An 18,289-nucleotide genomic window follows, 5' to 3' on the forward strand; every position below is an offset into this window, starting at 1 on the left:
TAAGGAACCGTGCCAAAACAAGCAAAATGGCCCGATTCAAATAAGGAACCGTGCCAAAGCAAGCAAAATGGCCCGATTCAACAATAGAATCGACCCATTTCATCCCAATATCAAGACTTTCACAACGTACCAGCAACTTCCGAGTTGCACTATTATAAACAATAAATAATAAACCAAAACTGGCAATCTTGTTAGACGGCTTAACATTGCACCATCCCAAGAGGTATTCCCCTGGAAATAGATGATAGTCATCGTATAGCTTGATAGAATCGTGTCAGCTAATAGAACTCCTAGCACGATATAAATAATCCAATCTCCAACCACCCACATTGAAACAACATCCTGATAACGATAATACAAATAACATCCACCGGCAATTAATAACATCACAACAAAAGGAAATATCTTTCTAGATGTTTTTACAAAATAATAGAGGAAAACAAGTCCTAGTAATATCCAAAAACCGATTTGCCACGCTCTCGATAAACAAAATACTCCAAGTATTAAAAATAGGGGTGGAAACATATAACCTGCGATAAAAGTAGCAAATCGATTCCAACCAGATGTCGTATGTGAAACAGCATAACCGTTACGTCCAGTTGAAAGTCGTTCAGTTCTTCTTGTCACGATAACGATGTCGCTTACATTTCCCCCGGTTAACTGACATATTAATGCATGTCCGAATTCGTGCAATAATGTTGGTAAATAACTCAACCACAACATCAATACATTCGGCCGATTATAGTAATACAATGATAATATTAAATAAATGCTAGCAAATGCTAACAATAAAAAAGTATTCAAATGGTTCACCTCATAAAGATAGTAGCATAAAAAAAGATGCGACTCCTCAATCTGGAGTCGCATCTTTTAGTTATGCTTCTTTTCCTTTATGTGGACGAATAACAGCTGCTAATATAATTGCAACAACACCGAAAATGCCAAAGCCTAAATACATTTGCATCGGTACATTAAATTCTAAGTTATGTCCTAAATAAATAAGCTGTCTAATTCCATCACCATATATTCTGAAGGGATTCCAATCAAATAAATAATCTTGATAAAATTTAGGTAACATTTGTTTTGGTAAAGTTAAAAGTTGCATACTAAAGAATAAAACGACCATGAATAATGGGATAGCAGGCATACCTAACCAAGACATTAATCCTAATATTAACATGATAAATCCGAACATTGCGATACTGATATAAATACTTACGCTAAATGTATCTGGCATATTAAATCCAAGTACAGAAGTAATGAACCAAACACCACAGAATCCACCAACTATCGCCGCAACTGAAGCGGCAACAATTTGTACAATTGATGCGACGAAACGATCACGTTTTTCTATAATATTGGAATTTCTAAACGCAAAGTATAATAACACTGAAGAAATGAGTGACCCTAACCAGATTGGTGTAAAGAATAACATTGGCGCATTACCCATTGCTTGATGATCTTTTATTTCATTTATTACTGTGTGTTCAACTTTAACAGGATGCATTAACTGATTCATTGTTTTTGCTGAAACTTTCACGTTTGCGTTATCAAGTTGAGTAACAGATTGTTGTGCTAAAGTATCATTTATTTTAGTTGTCATGTTAGTTAAGATACCATCTGTTATTTGAGCACCTTGTGGAGAAGCGCCTTGATTGATAGATACTTTTAATTCAGCTTGTTTAACTTCAATAGGTTTCAATAAATCTTTATTTGCTTCTAACACTTTAGCTTGTTTCGCTTGCATTTGTTTAGCAATCTCCTGAGCTTGTACAGGTGTAATTTCACCGCTTGCAATTTTTTTCTGCATTTCAGCTTGAGCAGATTTTGCCTTTACTGCACCCTCTGCTTTTTTAGCAGTTTGAATTTCTTTACGCATTGCACTTGTGGCATCATATGTAAATGTTTTCGGAATGACTATTGAACCGTAATATTCTATATCTTTAAAGCCTTTTTCTAAAGCCTTTTCAGAGTCAACCTCTATAAACTTAACGGTATCAGTAAATTTTTTATTTGATTGTAGTTTCTCTAAAAATGTTTTACCGATATTTTGTGTTTTCCCCTGAACTTCAATACCTTCATCTAAATTAACAACTGCGATAGGCATTTCCTTTGGTTTAGGATTATATGCAGGTGAAAAGGCAAGTGATAATAATCCGATGAGTAATAAAGCGATAAAAGGTACTAGATAAATCAATTTGTTTTTTAAAATTTTCATAATACTGTCCTCCTAATGAACAATCTGTTGATTAATTAATATATTGTTTATTATAATCTGATTAACAAACGGTACAATAATCAAAAAAAGACAATATGATTGTTAATCAACAATAAAATAACTATTTGTTTAATAAAAGACATTTTATTGAAAAATAATCATCAAAGCTTAATGAAATTTAGTAAAGAATATTATTAAGGAGTGAAAGCTATGGAGGATAGAAGAATTAGAAAAACAAAACGAAGTATTAGAACAGCTATATTAGAATTGATGTTAGAAAAATCATTTGACAATATAACTGTCAATGACATTGCAACACAGGCTGATATTAATCGAGGAACGTTTTATTTACATTATATTGATAAGTATGAACTTCTTGAAAGTATAGAAGATGAAATGATTGGTAGGTTTATAACGTTACAAAAAACAATGGACATCAGTAAAATTATTCATGAAAACAATCTCTTTCAGGAAGTATTTATTAAAAAAATTATGTATATTCTAAAAGAAGACAAACTATTCTTTAAAGTAATGCTCCATCCAAGTTTAAACACAACATTCGAGTCCAAGTTCCGAAAAATTATTCAAGAAAACTTTGAACGCATGATTGATTTAGATTATATACAGGGAGTTCCTTTTAAATATTATTTTTCATTTATTTCGAGCGCACAAATTGGTGTCATTAAACATTGGGTGAGAACAGATATGCAGGAATCACCTGAAGAAATTGCAAGATTTGCATATGAGATGGCTTATAATGGACCTATTCGTTTATTACAACAAGAATTAAAAAAGAAGAATTAAGCGACATGCTTAGTTCTTCTTAATTTTCGGCCAATAATAGTAAACCAATATCCCGAGTCCCAATAAAAATGAAGAAATTAAGGCGGTCATTATTGATAAATAATGATCGTTCCAAAACTTCTTCAATTTATATTGCTGGTAATCTTCGTATTTGACACTTGCAGGTTTATAATCATTTGATACAAATTGACGTTCATAATCATAATGAACACTACCATCTTTTAAAATTAATTTCCCAGGCTGATTTTTTTTCACGATATCATATAAATCATTATGAACATAGTATTCTTTACCGTTAAATTTATGTACGCCTTTTGTTAAAACCTTCTTATATTCATATTTATTAAATGCATCCTGCATCACAGCGTTAGCCATTTTATTTCTATTGTATTCCGCATCAGGATCTAGCCAATGTTGTACACCTAGAACGACTGCGATAACACGCATGTTTTGCTGTTTAGCGGTAACTGTTACATTGAAACCAGCTGTATCACTAGAACCAGTCTTTAATCCGTCTGCTCCTTTAAAAGGATATTGTCCTCCTTCTAAAGAATGGTTGTATGTATGGAAAGATTCTTCATCTTCAGTGCCGGGTTTAACAGTAACAAACGCTTTTTTAGTAAACTTTAAAATTTCTGGATGTTCGTTAACTAGATGCTGGCTTAATATTGAGTAATCTCTCGCAGAAGTTAAGTTATCTCCATCTGCTTGATAACGCTTTGGTTTATATTGAAGAAGCATATTATTTGGTGCACCGACAGGATTTAAGAAACGTGTATTTTTCATACCAAGTGCTTTTGCAGTTTTATTCATACGATCCACAAAATCAGAATCGTCTTTTTCTACTAAATTCACTAACATATAAGTTGCCGCGTTACTTGATGGCGTTACTGCGAGCTGAATAAGATCAGAGACCTTATAAGTGGCACCTTTTCTAAACACGTTATTGCTTAACATCGGTAAACGAGCAATCGTCCAATATTTGTCGTTAACTGTTACTTTCGTATTAAAAGTAATTTTTCCTTTTTCCATTTCTTCCATTAACAAATATATTGACATCAATTTAGACATAGAAGCGGGTGGTGCTTTGGTATCAATATTATCACCATATAGAATCTGACCATTTTTTTCTGCAATAACAATCGTACCTTTAGGATTATATTTAGGAGCTATATTCATCCCTTGCTGTGTTGCAATTTCAGATGGTGTCACTGCTGAAATCGATCCTGTAAATGAAAAGAAAAGAATAAAGCTTACAATTAAGCTTTTTAAATTAAAAATTTTCATGATATAAAACTCCTATGTTCTGTTTTCAATGATTACATTTTATCATAATACCCTAATAGAAAAAGACATTCATCATTTTTGAAAAATATTTTTTCGTAAATAGAGTGTAATATGACAAAATAAAAAATAAAATACAGATGATATTATTGGTAAAACGTTTTCAAAACTTTTAATATTCGAGATTTGAAAAAATAATAGCATCGGTATGAAAAAATGTTCGTAAATAAATGAAAATAATTGTATTGTTTGCAAGTTTATCATGCTATAATCTTTAAGATAAAAAATTTAAAAGGTGGAAATCATGAATACTTATTTATTACTTAATGTTTTAGGTATCTTTGTCTTTATTTTAGTCGCATTTGTTTTCTCTCGTGACAAGAAAAATATCGACTGGAAATCAGTCGTTATTATGTTAGTTGTTAACTTATTTTTAGCTTGGTTCTTTACGCAATTCCCTTGGGGACGTAATGGTGTAAAAGCTGTAGCAGATGCATTTAGCTGGATGTTACAAGCAGCTTATGTAGGTATCGGAATGCCGTTTGGTAGCTGGACAGCACCAGGACCTGGAAAAATGGATATGGCAGTTTCAGCATTATTACCGATTCTTTTCGTAGTACCTTTATTTGATATTTTAATGTATATCGGTGTGTTACCATTTATTATTAAATGGTTCGGTTGGTTAATCGGTAAAGTAACTGGTCAACCTAAATTTGAATCATTCTATTCAGTTGAAATGATGGTCTTAGGTAATACTGAAGCTTTAGCGGTATCAAAAGAGCAAGTTAGTCATATGAATGCAGCACGTGTACTTACTGTTGCGTTGATGTCGATGAGTTGTATTTCAGGTTCAATCGTTGGTGCTTATGTAACAATGGTGCCTGGTGAATTAGTGTTAACAGCAATTCCATTAAATATTATTAACGCAATTATTATCGCAACTATTTTAAACCCAGTTAAATTAACACCGGAAGAAGATTATGTTGTTGAAATCAAACATGAAAATCGTCAACCATTCTTCTCATTCTTAGGTGACTCTGTATTAGGTGCAGGTAAATTAATCTTAATCATCATCGCTTTCTTAATTGCATTCGTATCACTAGCGGCATTTGCTGATATGTTATTATCTTTATTAGATAAATACATTGGCATGCAAATTCGTTTAAAAGATATTTTAGGTTTATTTATGTTCCCATTCGCAATTCTTTTAGGATTACCTTTTGGTGAAGCATGGACTGTCGCAGGACATATGGCAACTAAAATCGTTACAAACGAGTTCGTAGTTATGATCGGAATTCAAGATGCAATGAAATCAATGGACAACCACATGAAAGCGGTACTTGTTACATTCTTAATCTCATTTGCCAACTTCTCAACAGTAGGTATGATTATTGGGGCGTTAAAAGGTATTGTCGATGTGAAAACTTCTGACTTTATCGCTAAATATGTACCTATGATGTTACTAGCAGGTATTTTAGTATCACTTTTATCAGCAGCATTCGTTGGTTTATTCAGCTGGTAAGAATTAATATTAACTTCATATTGAATTAATAAAGACTTGTTATAATATATATGTAATAAAGCGAAATATAAGGGAGACGGTTCTTTTGAAAAGACTGTTAAGGGATCTTAGAAGACGCTTGAAACGTGCATTTAAATCGAATAAGAAGTCATTAGCAAACTAAGACAGGGTTGGAGATATCTCCGACCCTGTCTTAGTTTTTATTTTGTTGTCATAAAGCCCGTAAGTTTATAACTGCCCTTTGATTTTACGAAATCAAACTTATTTTTAATATTGTAATGTGCTTTATAAGTATATGTTAAACCGTTCTTAATACGTTTCGTATTTGCAGGTGTACCATATACTTTTTTAATTTTAGCTGTAGAAATGGCATAGTCATCAAACTTAAAGTATATACCTCTAAGTTTTGAATTATTATGGAGCTTATTATTTTTTAAACTAAAGATAAATGTTGCATTTCGTGATTGATATACACCGTTACGTAATTTTTTATAAGCAATCTGGTTATTTTTCATCACGCGCTTGAATATTCCGTATTCAGTATTAATGTTTACACCATCGTACGTGAAACCATTCTTATTTATTGCATTCTTAAAAGTTGTCTTTAAAACTGTACTATCATCCATATCACCTTTGTGCCAGTAATAATATCCTGCAGCATCAGCATAGTTCGGAGCAATAAACGTCATCGAAAGAGTGCCAGCAAGTAATGTTGAGCCGATAGTTATTGTTTTCTTCATTGTTTCGTCCCCCATAAAAATGATTTATTTTGTTATTATTTGCATTATATTTAGTTACAGTTTACCCTTTAATTAAGCAAAATAATCATCTCATTCAGTGTTTTAGCTGAAATTCGTTAGTTTAAAGACTATTACACTAAGTATTTTGCTTAAATTGACATGTTTTAAAACATATATTTAGAATTTGTGAAAATAATCACAAAAAATGCTTGCATATCATTTCATAACGTTGTAGTATGGAACTGTATTAAGGGTATTCGATTTAAGATAGTAACAGTTTTCTTTGTTTTCATAAAAAGTAAATATCCTAAAAAACAAATTTTAGAAAGAAAGAAGGAAAAGAGATGTTCGTAGAATCGTTCGATCCATTCAACAATTTAGCTTTATCAGCAATTGTTGCCGCAGTACCTATTATAATGTTTTTATTATGTTTAACAGTTTTAAAAATGAAAGGTATCAACGCAGCAATACTTACGCTTGTTGTAACTGCGTTAATTGCATTATTCGTATTTAAAATTCCTGGTGCTGTAGCAGCAGGTGGTGTAACAGAAGGAATTGTACAAGGTTTATTCCCGATTGGTTATATCATCGTTATGGCTGTTTGGTTATACAAAGTTGCTGTAGAAAGTGGGAAATTCCAGGTTATTCAAGATTCTATTTCTGGTATTTCTGCTGACCAACGTATTCAATTATTATTAATTGCATACTGTTTCAATGCATTCTTAGAAGGAGCAGCAGGATTTGGTGTACCAATCGCAATTTGTGCTGTTTTACTTGTACAATTAGGTTTTGAACCATTGAAAGCTGCGATGTTCTGTCTGATAGCTAACGGTGCATCAGGTGCTTTTGGAGCAATTGGTATACCTGTTGGTATTATCAACACATTAGGTTTAAAGGGTGGCGTAACAGCAATGGATGTTTCACAAACGTCTGTATTCACGTTACCTATTATTAATATAGTTATCCCATTCTTATTAGTATTTATTCTGGATGGTTTTAAAGGTATTAAAGAAACATTACCTGCAATTTTAGTTTCAGGATTAGTTTACACTGGTATGGGAATTGTTATTACTTTATTCATGGGACCAGAACTTGCTGCGTTATTACCAGCTTTAATTGCGATGGCAGCATTAGCTTTATTCTGTAGCAAATGGCAACCAAAAAATATTTTCCGTTTAACAGACGATGAAGTAAAAGTAACGAAACATCCAGCGAAAGAAATCATTACTGCATGGAGCCCATTCTATTTCTTAACTGGTTTAGTATTGTTATGGAGCTTACCAGCATTCAAAGCATTATTCGCTGAAGGTGGGCCATTAGCAAAAACAATTCTTACATTTACAATGCCTGGTACGTTTAATGAAACACTTGGCAAAGGTGTAATGATTAAACTAGACTTAATCGGTGCAACGGGTACTGCTATTTTAATCGCAGTATTACTTACAATTGCGTTCTCACCGAAAATTAATATCGGTAAATCGATTGAATTACTTGGTCGTACAATTAAAGAATTATGGATTCCAATCGTAACGATTTCAGCAATATTAGCTATCGCTAAATTAACAACATATGGTGGGTTAACTGTAGCAATGGGTCAAGCAATTGCCAAAACAGGTTCGATTTTCCCATTACTTTCTCCAATTTTAGGTTGGATAGGTGTATTTATGACTGGTTCAGTTGTAAATAACAACGTATTATTTGCTTCAATTCAAGCGACTGCAGCAAGCTCTATCGGTACAAATCCAGCATTGCTTGTAGCAGCAAACACTGCTGGTGGTGTTATGGCTAAATTAATCTCACCACAATCAATTGCAATTGCATCTGCAGCAGTTGGAGCAGTTGGGGAAGAATCAAAATTATTAAATATGACGCTTAAGTATAGTATCGCGTTACTCGTATTTGTATGTCTATGGACTTTTGTATTAAGTATTATGCTTTAATTCATAGCATTAATAAATTCAAAATAAACTTAAAGGAGAAGTTGAAATGACTAAATTTAAAGGTAATAAAGTTGTATTAGTAGGTAACGGCGCAGTTGGATCAAGCTATGCATTCGCAATGTTAAATCAAGGTGTTTGTGATGAGTTCGTTATTATTGATTTGAACGAAGCGAAAGCTATCGGAGATGCAATGGATTTAAATCACGGTGTTGTGTATGCGCCAAATCCAATGAATATTAAATATGGTACTTACGCAGATTGTTCAGACGCAGATTTAATCGTAATTTGTGCGGGTGCAGCTCAAAAACCAGGTGAAACACGTTTAGATTTAGTAGGTAAGAATATGAAAATTTTCAAATCTATCGTTGATGAAATTATGGCGACTGGATTTGATGGCATTTTCTTAATCGCAACAAACCCTGTAGATGTTTTAACATATGCAGTTCAAAAATTCTCAGGGTTACCAGAAGGACGTGTAATTGGTTCAGGTACGATATTAGATACTGCACGTTTTAGATTCTTGCTTAGTCAAGAGTTTGAAGTAGCTGCTGATAGTGTGCATGCATATATTATTGGTGAACATGGAGATTCAGAACTTGCAGTATGGAGTAGCGCAAATGTTGCTGGAATGAAAGTAACAGACCTTCTTAAAGACAACAAAGAGAAAATGGAAGAAATCTTTGTTAATACACGCGATGCTGCATATGAAATTATTAAAGCAAAAGGTGCAACATACTATGGTGTAGCAATGGGGTTAACGCGTATTTCTAAAGCAATTTTAGGTAATGAAAACTCGGTATTAACAGTTTCGGCAAAATTAAATGGTGAGTATGGCCATGACGATGTGTATATTGGTGTACCGACGTTAATCAACCGTAATGGTATCAGTAAAGTATTTGAAACACCATTATCAGCTGAAGAACAAGAAAAATTTGATAAATCGGTTGCAACTTTAAAAGCTATCCAAGAACCTTTCTTTAAATAATAACGTTTAAAATAATATATTTCGGGGCATCTGTAAACAGATGTCCTTTTTTATGCCGTATTGTTGAAAGAGTGTATAAAATTCGATACACTTACAACCGACTTCAATTATTATTTCATTCTTAAAGGAGGAAAAGATGAACTATTTTAAAAATTTAAAACTTACCTGGAAATCAGTCTTTTTTGTACTTTTAGGCTCTTTAATATTTTCTCTTGCAGTGAACGTTTTCATTATACCTGCCAATTTAGGTGAAGGTGGCGTAACGGGGATGTCACTTATCTTCCTATATAGCTTCGGTTGGTCTCCTGCGATTACAACGCTATTAATGAACCTGGTATTACTCGCTGTAGGATATAAATTTTTATCGAAACGTTCTATGGCACTAACGATTATTTCTATTGTTGCACTTTCAGTATTTTTAAAAATAACTGAGCCGTTACAACTTCATTTAAAAGAAGTGTTAGTGAGCACGATTTTCGGTGGATTTTTAGTAGGTATTGGTATCGGTATGATCGTGCTTGTAGGAGGTACTACAGCTGGTACAACGATACTTGCGCGTATTGCCCATAAATACTTAGATGTAAGCACATCTTATGCATTGTTATTCTTTGATTTAATTGTTGTGGCGATTTCATTAACTGTTATCCCGGTGGAAAAAGCACTGTTAACAGTTTTAAGTTTATATTTAGGTACTAAATCGATGGATATGATCATAGAAGGATTAAACCCTAAAAAAGCGATTACGATTATTTCGCAAAATCCGGATCCAATTGCTAAAATGTTAGATGAAGATATTGGTCGCGGCATTACAATACTCAATGGTCGTGGGTATTATAGTAAAAGAGAGACAGAAGTTCTGTATTGTGTTATTAATAAATTACAACTTACAAAGACAAAGCGTATGATTAAAAAGATTGATGAAAATGCATTTGTTGTCGTCCATGATGTTCGTGATGTTCTAGGAAATGGTTTTATCAATGAAGATTAAGGAGAAATAATGATGGAATTTATTAATTTAGGGAATGCATCACTTGCTGCTCAATATGTTGCGATTGAATTATTTAGAGAAATCAAGTGTAATCCACATACTAAACTAGGCTTAGCAACTGGTGGTACGATGGAACCTGTATATGCTGAATTAGTGAGACTGTTAAAATCAAACCCGGTTGATTTATCTCTTATACAAACATTTAATCTAGATGAATATTTTGAATTAGATAAGCAAAGCCCGAAAAGTTACCTTTATTACATGAAACATCATTTATTTGATCATATTGATATTAAGCCGGAACAATATTATTTCCCGGATAATGATAGAGAGAATCTGGATGAGGATAATAAAGCTTATGATGAATTGATAATGAAAGAACATCCTATTCATCTTCAGTTGCTTGGCATTGGGACGAATGGTCATATAGGTTTTAATGAACCAGGTACACCGTTTACGTCCAATACGAGAATGGTGGACCTTTCAGAAGAAACGATTCGAGCGAATGCAAGATTTTTCGATACAATTGACGAAGTACCTACGCAAGCAGTGACGATGGGTATAAATACGATTATGCAATCAGATAGAATTATTCTTTTAGCGACCGGAGAAAAGAAAAAATCTATCATTCGACAATTATACGATATGACACAACCAAATGAAGCGATACCAGCGAGTGTATTGCTGCATCATCCGAATGTATTGATAATTACGGACAATGATGCTTCACCATTCTAATGAGAGGACTAATTTAGTCCTCTTTTTTATGATTCAAATAATTTTTTCTTTATCTTTTCATTTTCTTCTTCGAATATTGGATTGTGACTTGAAACGATGCCGTATGATAGTGCATTTGGGTCAAGATACATTTTAATCTGATTAATAGAAGTCGCTGCGTCATGGAAACAACCGATAATCAAGTTGACTTTCGCATCGTGTTTCAATATGTCACCGATAGCATAAATACCTGGCGTGTTCGTAGAAGTATTCGCATTTCCTTTAATATAAAAATCATCAACACGTTCAAATTGAACTGAACTGTCATTTAATAGCTCGCAGTCCATGTGGAAACCATGATTGATAATGACATCGTCGACATCTAAAATTTGAATTGTGTCATCAGTATTATGAATAATTTCAACTTGTTTAATTTCGTCCTCTTCTGCAATTAGAGAATGAATTGTTTGGTTTGTCATCTTGACTACTCCTAATTCATCCAGTTGGCGCACTGTCTCTTCGTGACCTTTAAAATCTTCTTTACGGCATATAATATGCACACTTTTTGCAATAGGAGCGATATCATGTGCCCAGTCAACTGCGGCATTTCCACCACCAGAAATAAGAACGCGCTTATCTTTAAAGCGTTTTAAAGAAGGGACGACATAATGTAGGTTATTAACTTCATATCGATCGGCACCTTCAATATCCAGTTTAATCGGCTTGATGATACCTGAACCCACTGCCACGATAACAGTTTTGGAGTGATAAGATTTATCGTTTGTCTCTACGATAAAGTGAAAGTCATTTTCTTTTTTTATATCGGTTACGACGGTGTTTAATATGACTTCAGGATTAAATGTAGTGCCTTGTTTAATCAAATTCTGCATAATCTCTGCTGCAGGTTGCGGCGGAATCCCACCAGCATCCCATACGATTTTCTCAGGAAAAAGATTAAGTTTACCACCTAAAGTATTGTTCTGATCAATGATGCGTACTTTCAAACCTCGTAATCCTGCATAAAAAGCAGCATAGAGACCAGCAGGCCCACCACCGATTATCGTTATATCTAATAATTGCTTCATAATTTATATCTCCCTAATTATCTTGCGTTGTAAGTTATTATACTATAAAATATAACAGTATTGATAATGATTATCAATTATATGAGAGTGATTATGATTTATAGTATGAAATATTTTGTTATGGAAAATATGAAAGAAGGATATATATGAATCGATTAGAAGGTAAGCAGATTACCATTAATTATGGCGAAAGGGATATCATTAAAAATTTAGATGTTTCCATTCCTGATAAAAAAGTGACATCTATTATAGGGCCGAATGGATGCGGAAAATCAACGTTATTAAAAGCATTGTCAAGAATATTAAACGTAGCGCAGGGTGAGGTTGTATTAGATGGAAAGAATATTCATCAGCAACCGACTAAAGAGGTTGCTAAAAAGATTGCAATCCTACCGCAATCACCTGATGTGGCAGATGGATTAAGCGTTTATGAACTGATCAGTTATGGCAGATTTCCTTATCAGAAAGGATTTGGTAGACTAACTCAGCTTGATCATCAGGAAATTGAATGGGCGATGCGTGTCACAGGTACAACAGATTTCAAAGATAAGAATGTTAATGATTTAAGTGGTGGACAACGACAACGCGTATGGATTGCTATGGCATTAGCTCAGAAGACGGATATTATTTTTCTGGATGAACCAACAACATATCTAGATATTTCGCATCAATTAGAAATTTTAGAACTTGTTAGAGATTTAAACGAACAGGAAAATTGTACGATTATAATGGTTCTCCATGATATTAATCAGGCAGTTCGATTTTCTGATCATATTATTGCAATGAAAGATGGGAATATCATTAAGCAGGGAGATACGATGAATGTTTTGACTAAGGATGTCTTAGAAGAAGTATTTAATATAGATGCCGAGCTCAGCGTAGATCCACGCAATGGAAAGCCGATGCTTGTAACCTATGATTTATTATGCAAGCACTATAGCAGGGATACAGATGAATAAACAAAGTACATTTACAAATAAACGATATATATTTTCCGGGAAATTATACATTGTCATTCCTTTGCTTCTTCTTTTATTGCTGGCAATGTTAATTGTTTCATTTATGTTGGGTGTAAATAACTATAGTTTTAAAACGATATATGATGCGCTATTTCATTATCGAGATATTTCTGAACATAATATTATTCGCGATATACGTATACCTAGAGAGATAGCTGCCATGCTCGTTGGGATGAGTCTTGCATGTACTGGTGCAGTCATGCAGGGCGTGACTAAGAATCCTTTGGCAGATCCTGCTTTAATCGGACTTAACTCAGGAGCAGCTTTAGGTATCAGTATTTTATTTGCATTTACGCGTGGAGCGAACTTTTTTGCGATTATACTGGCTGGATTTATCGGTGCAATTGTAGGAGGATCCATTGTATTGATGCTCGGTTTAAGTAAAAAAGGTGGCTTTAATACGATGCGTATTATATTAGCTGGAGCAGCTGTGAGTAGTTTGTTATTAGCAATTGCTGAAGGGATTTCATTATATTTTAGAACGAATCAAAGTTCGATGCTTTGGTCTAGTGGTGGTGTTGCTGGTACGACCTGGACACAACTAAAATATGCATCCCCGATAATATTAATTGTTATCATCTTCATACTGCTTATCGGTCATCAGCTTACTGTGTTATCTTTAGGTGATGAAATGGCACAAAGTTTAGGGGTCAATTTAACGACGATTAGAATTATATTCTCATTATTAACGATGATTTTAGCCGGTGTCGCAGTGGCAATGGCAGGTTCCTTAGCATTTGTTGGATTGATGATTCCACATATTGCACGTCTTTTAGTTGGCGTAGATTATAGAAAGTTGCTACCTGTCGCAACGCTTTTAGGTGGAATATTTCTTGTTTGTGCTGATATACTGGCACGTATGATGGGAGAGTCTCCAGTAGGTGCAATCATTTCAATTATAGGTGTGCCTTTCTTTATTTATCTCGTAAGAAAGGTAGGAATTTCATAATGCATACAAAAATTAAAAATGTGTTTGTACCAACTATTTTGATTATAATTTTATTTGCAATCATTACAGTGAGTATGACTGTTGGGGATTTTAAGATGTCACCATTACAATTCTTAAAAACATTATTTGGTATGGGAAATGAAACTGATACGATGGTGCTATATGAATTTCGTATGCCAAGATTACTTGTAACGATATTGTGTGGTGCTGCACTTAGTTTAAGTGGTGCACTACTGCAAAGTATTACTAAAAATCCACTGGCAGATCCAGGTATTATAGGGATAAACGCAGGCAGTGGCTTCTTTATAGCATTGCTGATGATATTCATGCCGGTCGACAGCAGTAATTTTGTATATGTACTGCCGCTATTTAGTTTGATTGGTGGTCTGATTACAGCAGCGACAGTATTTCTGTTGAGTAGTTCTAAACGTGGTTTAAATCCGATGCAAATGATTCTTATAGGGGTTGGGTTGTCTACTGCCCTCGCTGGTGCGATGATTATGATGACATCGACATTTAATAAAGAAGATGTTGAATTTATCTCTAAATGGCTAGGTGGTAATATATGGGGTGATACATGGCCATTCGTCTGGATGATTATTACCGTATTAATTATCACGATACCTATCCTTTTGCTGAAACTAGATATACTAAATATTCTTAATACACATGAACATATTTCAACAGGTCTTGGCATAAGGATTAATAGAGAAAGATTAGTGATTCTGATTATTTCTGTAATGTTGTGTGCAAGCGCAGTTTCAATTTGTGGTAGTATAGCATTCGTGGGTTTGATAGCTCCTCACATTGCACGTCAATTAGTTGGTCCGAGACATCAGGTTTTTATTCCGATTACAATATTGTTAGGTGCGATACTTTTAAGTTTTGCTGATACTTTAGGTCGTCTTTTAATAGAACCTGCTGGCATGCCTGCAGGTATCATAGTAAGTATTATTGGAGCACCATACTTTCTTTATTTAATGCGTAGAGGATTGTAGTGCGATGAAAGGTACATTTTCTGACTGGAAATGTGCCTTTTTATGCTTGTTGTGAACAGAGAGGGGAATAAGAATAGAAATAATGTGGAAGGGTGACAGTTATGGAGAAGCATCCATTAATCAGAGCATACGAAACGTTTATTAGAAATAGATCGCTGAATAAAATAGGAATTATAGGACAACCAGATGCAGGAAAAAGTGCATTGATTAATGCGCTGTGTCCAGCTAAAGCACATACATCTGTGCATACAGATGCTACTTTAGAAACTACGACTTATCCATATAATGATTATGGATTTTTGGTGGATTTTCCAGGTGTTGGGACAGAAGAAGTAACTGTTCAAAAATATAAAAAGATTATTCAGAATGAAGCAGCGATAGAACATTACTTTTATATTTTTTCAAGCAAAATCAAAGAAGTAGATATTGAGATGATTAAATATTTAAGCAAACAAGATAAGATGATTACGTTTATCTACAACAAAGTAGATGCGTTAATCGATGTGAACGGTAAAGATGACAAAGAAATATTAATGCGTGATAAAGATACGGAACTAAAAGTGACGTTAAAGCCTTATATAAAGATGCCACTTAACTATCACTTTACAAGTGCTTTAGATGGTACAGGGATTGAAACACTTAAATTACATATTGAAAGTATATTTGAAGAAGAACAAAAAGAATATATGCAAAGATACAATGATGCTGCTTATCTCGATAGTTATTTGAATTATAAAGTAAACTCATCATTTCCTAAACTGTTCACGCCGAGCTTTAAAAAGATTGTCTTAAAGGAAAATTTTAAAGTTATTGAACGTACGATAATGACACATTTTAAAATCCAGGAAGATGACATAATGGAGCGTCGAAAAGAATGGATTGATATAGATAAATTTGTCCGTGAGTTTGAAGAAATGAAAGAAAAAGATAAAAATAATGGGCTGTCGCAACTGATGGAGTTTACAAAAATTGTGCAATTAATTAGAACATCGTTTAAAATGAAAAGTATCAACCCTGTAACAGCGGCTGTTTCTTCTATTTTAGAGATGGGCTTGACAAATACATTTCCAATATTTCAAGCTGTTGCTAAATATGTAGAAGAAATTAAGCAGATTGCACGTGAAGTGATAGAAGATGACCAAAGACAAAATAATAATGCACAATAGGAGGTCGCTATGGCGGTAGAAAGAAAATGGTGGAAAGAAGCGGTATGCTATCAAGTTTATCCAAGAAGTTTTAAAGATTCAAATGGCGATGGAATCGGTGATATTAATGGAATTACTGAAAAGCTTGATTATTTGAAAGCATTGGGAATAGATGTAATATGGGTGAGTCCGATATTTGAATCGCCTAACGATGATAATGGCTATGATATTAGCGATTATCAAGCAATCATGAGAGATTTTGGCACGATGGAAGACTTTGATCGATTATTACATGAAGTGCATGAGCGAGGTATGAAACTTATCTTAGATCTTGTAATCAACCATACAAGTGATGAACATCAATGGTTTGTTGAAGCTCGAAAGAGTAAAGATAATACATTTCGTGACTGGTATATATGGAAAGATGGTAAAGCAGATAAAGAACCGAATAACTGGGCAAGTATATTTGAAGGCTCGGCATGGGAATATGATGTGACAACTGATCAATATTACATGCATGTATTTAGCAGAAAACAACCCGATTTAAACTGGGAAAATAAAGATATGCGTCAAGCAATCTATAATATGGTGAACTGGTGGCTTGATAAGGGAATCGATGGTTTTAGAGTAGATGCTATCAGTCACATCAAAAAAAGTTTCGAAAAAGGTGACTTACCCAATGTTGATAAGTTAGGCTACGCTGAATCTTTTGATGGCCATATGAATCAGCCTGGGATTCAAAACTATTTACAGGAATTAAAAGAAAACACTTTTGATAAGTATGACATAATGACTGTTGGTGAGGCAAACGGTGTCACAACTAAAGATGCTGATGAGTGGGTTGGCAAAGATAACGGTAAGTTTAACATGGTCTTTCAATTTGAACATTTAAATCTATGGGATCACAATGTAGGTAAAAGTTTTGATATATTAGGTTACAAAAAAGTATTAAGTGAATGGCAGAAAGGATTAGAAGCAACAGGATGGAATGCATTGTTCATTGAGAACCATGACCGTCAGCGTGTTTCATCTACATGGGGTGACGATGTAAATTATTGGTTTGAAAGCTCCACAAGTCATGCTATTGTATATTTCTTGTTGCAAGGTACGCCGTTTATATATCAAGGTCAGGAAATTGGGATGACCAATTATCCTTTTGAAACAATAGATGATTTCGATGATGTGCATGCTAAAAATATTTATAATCAGGAACTTAAAAAAGGAATGACAAAAGAAGCGGTGTTAGAAATGTTAGGGCGTATCTCAAGAGATAATACGCGTACACCGATGCAATGGGATGATACAAAAAATGCAGGTTTCACAACGGGTACACCTTGGTTAAAAGTGAATCCAAATTATGAAGAGATTAATGTTTTCGTACAGGAAAGAAAAGAAGATTCACTATTAAATTTCTATAAAAAAATGATTCAATTAAAGAAGGAAAACTTAACATTAACATATGGAACATTTGATTTAATCTATCCGGAAGACAAAAATGTTTTTGCATATACGCGTACATTAGATGATGAACAATATATTATTTTTGGAAATTTAAGTCACGACAAAGTCACTTTAAAGACAGATGAAAAGCTCGATTTAGCTAAAGAAAAACAAGTATTGAACAACTATCCAATTGATAAACAATCAGCTGATGTATTTACACTGATGCCTTTTGAGGCAAGAGTTTATAAAGTGCATTAATGATAGGAGAGGCTAGGACAGAAGTGTTCTGCCGCAAGCAAAAACCGGACAAAACTAATAAATCGCGCTTTGATTTATAGTTTTTGTTCGGTTTTTGTCGTAGGGCAACTTCTGTTCCGCCGTTTAAGATGTTAAACAGAAGAGAGCTAAGACCTATGTTTCACCCTTATTTATTTAACAATAAATTTACAAAA

General features: G+C 33.8%; 16 protein-coding genes. 11 read left to right on the forward strand and 5 right to left on the reverse strand.

Annotated features, from left to right (window positions below):
- Positions 1-99: 99 nt before the first annotated feature.
- Positions 100-804, reverse strand: a complete 705-nt coding sequence (locus KFV12_RS01485) for a M50 family metallopeptidase (RefSeq protein ID WP_170122516.1) — start codon at positions 802-804, stop codon at positions 100-102.
- Positions 805-874: 70 nt separating this feature from the next.
- Entirely contained in the window at positions 875-2,218 is a 1,344-nt protein-coding gene (locus tag KFV12_RS01490; protein ID WP_254257115.1) for an ABC transporter permease, read from the reverse strand.
- A 210-nt stretch (positions 2,219-2,428) separates the two neighbouring features.
- On the opposite strand from KFV12_RS01490, the gene KFV12_RS01495 reads away from it, so the two are divergent.
- On the forward strand, positions 2,429-3,022 hold the full coding sequence (locus KFV12_RS01495; RefSeq protein ID WP_111716874.1) for a TetR/AcrR family transcriptional regulator: 594 nt from the start codon (positions 2,429-2,431) through the stop codon (positions 3,020-3,022).
- Between the two features lie 9 nt (positions 3,023-3,031).
- Here the strand turns inward: KFV12_RS01495 and KFV12_RS01500 are convergent, their stop codons facing one another.
- Entirely contained in the window at positions 3,032-4,309 is a 1,278-nt protein-coding gene (locus tag KFV12_RS01500) for a DUF1958 domain-containing protein (protein ID WP_254257116.1), read from the reverse strand.
- A 301-nt stretch (positions 4,310-4,610) separates the two neighbouring features.
- Between KFV12_RS01500 and KFV12_RS01505 the strand changes: the two genes are divergently transcribed.
- Positions 4,611-5,828, forward strand: a complete 1,218-nt coding sequence (locus KFV12_RS01505) for a NupC/NupG family nucleoside CNT transporter (RefSeq protein ID WP_111716871.1) — start codon at positions 4,611-4,613, stop codon at positions 5,826-5,828.
- Positions 5,829-6,028: 200 nt separating this feature from the next.
- On the opposite strand, the gene KFV12_RS01510 is transcribed toward KFV12_RS01505, so the two are convergent.
- The gene (locus KFV12_RS01510) at positions 6,029-6,568 is read right to left on the reverse strand and encodes a hypothetical protein (RefSeq protein ID WP_239242050.1); all 540 of its coding nucleotides are present in this window, start codon (positions 6,566-6,568) and stop codon (positions 6,029-6,031) included.
- 344 nt (positions 6,569-6,912) lie between these two features.
- Here KFV12_RS01510 and KFV12_RS01515 point away from each other — a divergent pair, with 344 nt between their 5' ends.
- From KFV12_RS01515 to KFV12_RS01530, 4 genes are all read left to right on the forward strand, one after another.
- Positions 6,913-8,508: an L-lactate permease gene (locus tag KFV12_RS01515; RefSeq protein WP_111716868.1), complete on the forward strand. Its 1,596-nt coding sequence runs from the start codon at positions 6,913-6,915 to the stop codon at positions 8,506-8,508.
- Positions 8,509-8,554: 46 nt separating this feature from the next.
- A complete protein-coding gene (locus KFV12_RS01520; protein WP_111716866.1) occupies positions 8,555-9,493 on the forward strand; it encodes an L-lactate dehydrogenase in 939 nt (312 codons plus the stop codon).
- Between the two features lie 136 nt (positions 9,494-9,629).
- Complete coding sequence (locus tag KFV12_RS01525; RefSeq protein WP_099579106.1) at positions 9,630-10,481, forward strand: YitT family protein; 852 nt, start codon at positions 9,630-9,632, stop codon at positions 10,479-10,481.
- 12 nt (positions 10,482-10,493) lie between these two features.
- On the forward strand, positions 10,494-11,219 hold the full coding sequence (locus tag KFV12_RS01530) for a glucosamine-6-phosphate deaminase (protein WP_254257117.1): 726 nt from the start codon (positions 10,494-10,496) through the stop codon (positions 11,217-11,219).
- A gap of 26 nt (positions 11,220-11,245) precedes the next feature.
- Here KFV12_RS01530 and KFV12_RS01535 read toward each other — a convergent pair whose 3' ends face one another.
- Complete coding sequence (locus KFV12_RS01535; protein WP_111716862.1) at positions 11,246-12,283, reverse strand: NAD(P)/FAD-dependent oxidoreductase; 1,038 nt, start codon at positions 12,281-12,283, stop codon at positions 11,246-11,248.
- A 146-nt stretch (positions 12,284-12,429) separates the two neighbouring features.
- Here KFV12_RS01535 and KFV12_RS01540 point away from each other — a divergent pair, with 146 nt between their 5' ends.
- The 5 genes from KFV12_RS01540 (at position 12,430) to KFV12_RS01560 (ending at position 18,095) form a co-directional block, all read left to right on the forward strand.
- Entirely contained in the window at positions 12,430-13,242 is an 813-nt protein-coding gene (locus KFV12_RS01540; RefSeq protein ID WP_254257118.1) for an ABC transporter ATP-binding protein, read from the forward strand.
- Positions 13,235-14,251 (forward strand): FecCD family ABC transporter permease, encoded by a 1,017-nt coding sequence (locus tag KFV12_RS01545; RefSeq protein WP_111716859.1) that lies wholly within the window; start codon positions 13,235-13,237, stop codon positions 14,249-14,251. The genes KFV12_RS01540 and KFV12_RS01545 overlap by 8 nt, the downstream gene beginning before the upstream one ends.
- On the forward strand, positions 14,251-15,249 hold the full coding sequence (locus tag KFV12_RS01550; protein ID WP_240838672.1) for a FecCD family ABC transporter permease: 999 nt from the start codon (positions 14,251-14,253) through the stop codon (positions 15,247-15,249). The genes KFV12_RS01545 and KFV12_RS01550 overlap by 1 nt, the downstream gene beginning before the upstream one ends.
- Positions 15,250-15,350: 101 nt before the next feature.
- Positions 15,351-16,415: a GTPase domain-containing protein gene (locus KFV12_RS01555; RefSeq protein ID WP_254257119.1), complete on the forward strand. Its 1,065-nt coding sequence runs from the start codon at positions 15,351-15,353 to the stop codon at positions 16,413-16,415.
- A gap of 9 nt (positions 16,416-16,424) precedes the next feature.
- On the forward strand, positions 16,425-18,095 hold the full coding sequence (locus KFV12_RS01560) for a glycoside hydrolase family 13 protein (protein ID WP_254257120.1): 1,671 nt from the start codon (positions 16,425-16,427) through the stop codon (positions 18,093-18,095).
- Positions 18,096-18,289: the final 194 nt, after the last annotated feature.

The sequence above is a fragment of the Macrococcus epidermidis genome (assembly GCF_024205965.1).
GTDB lineage: Bacteria > Bacillota > Bacilli > Staphylococcales > Staphylococcaceae > Macrococcoides > Macrococcoides epidermidis.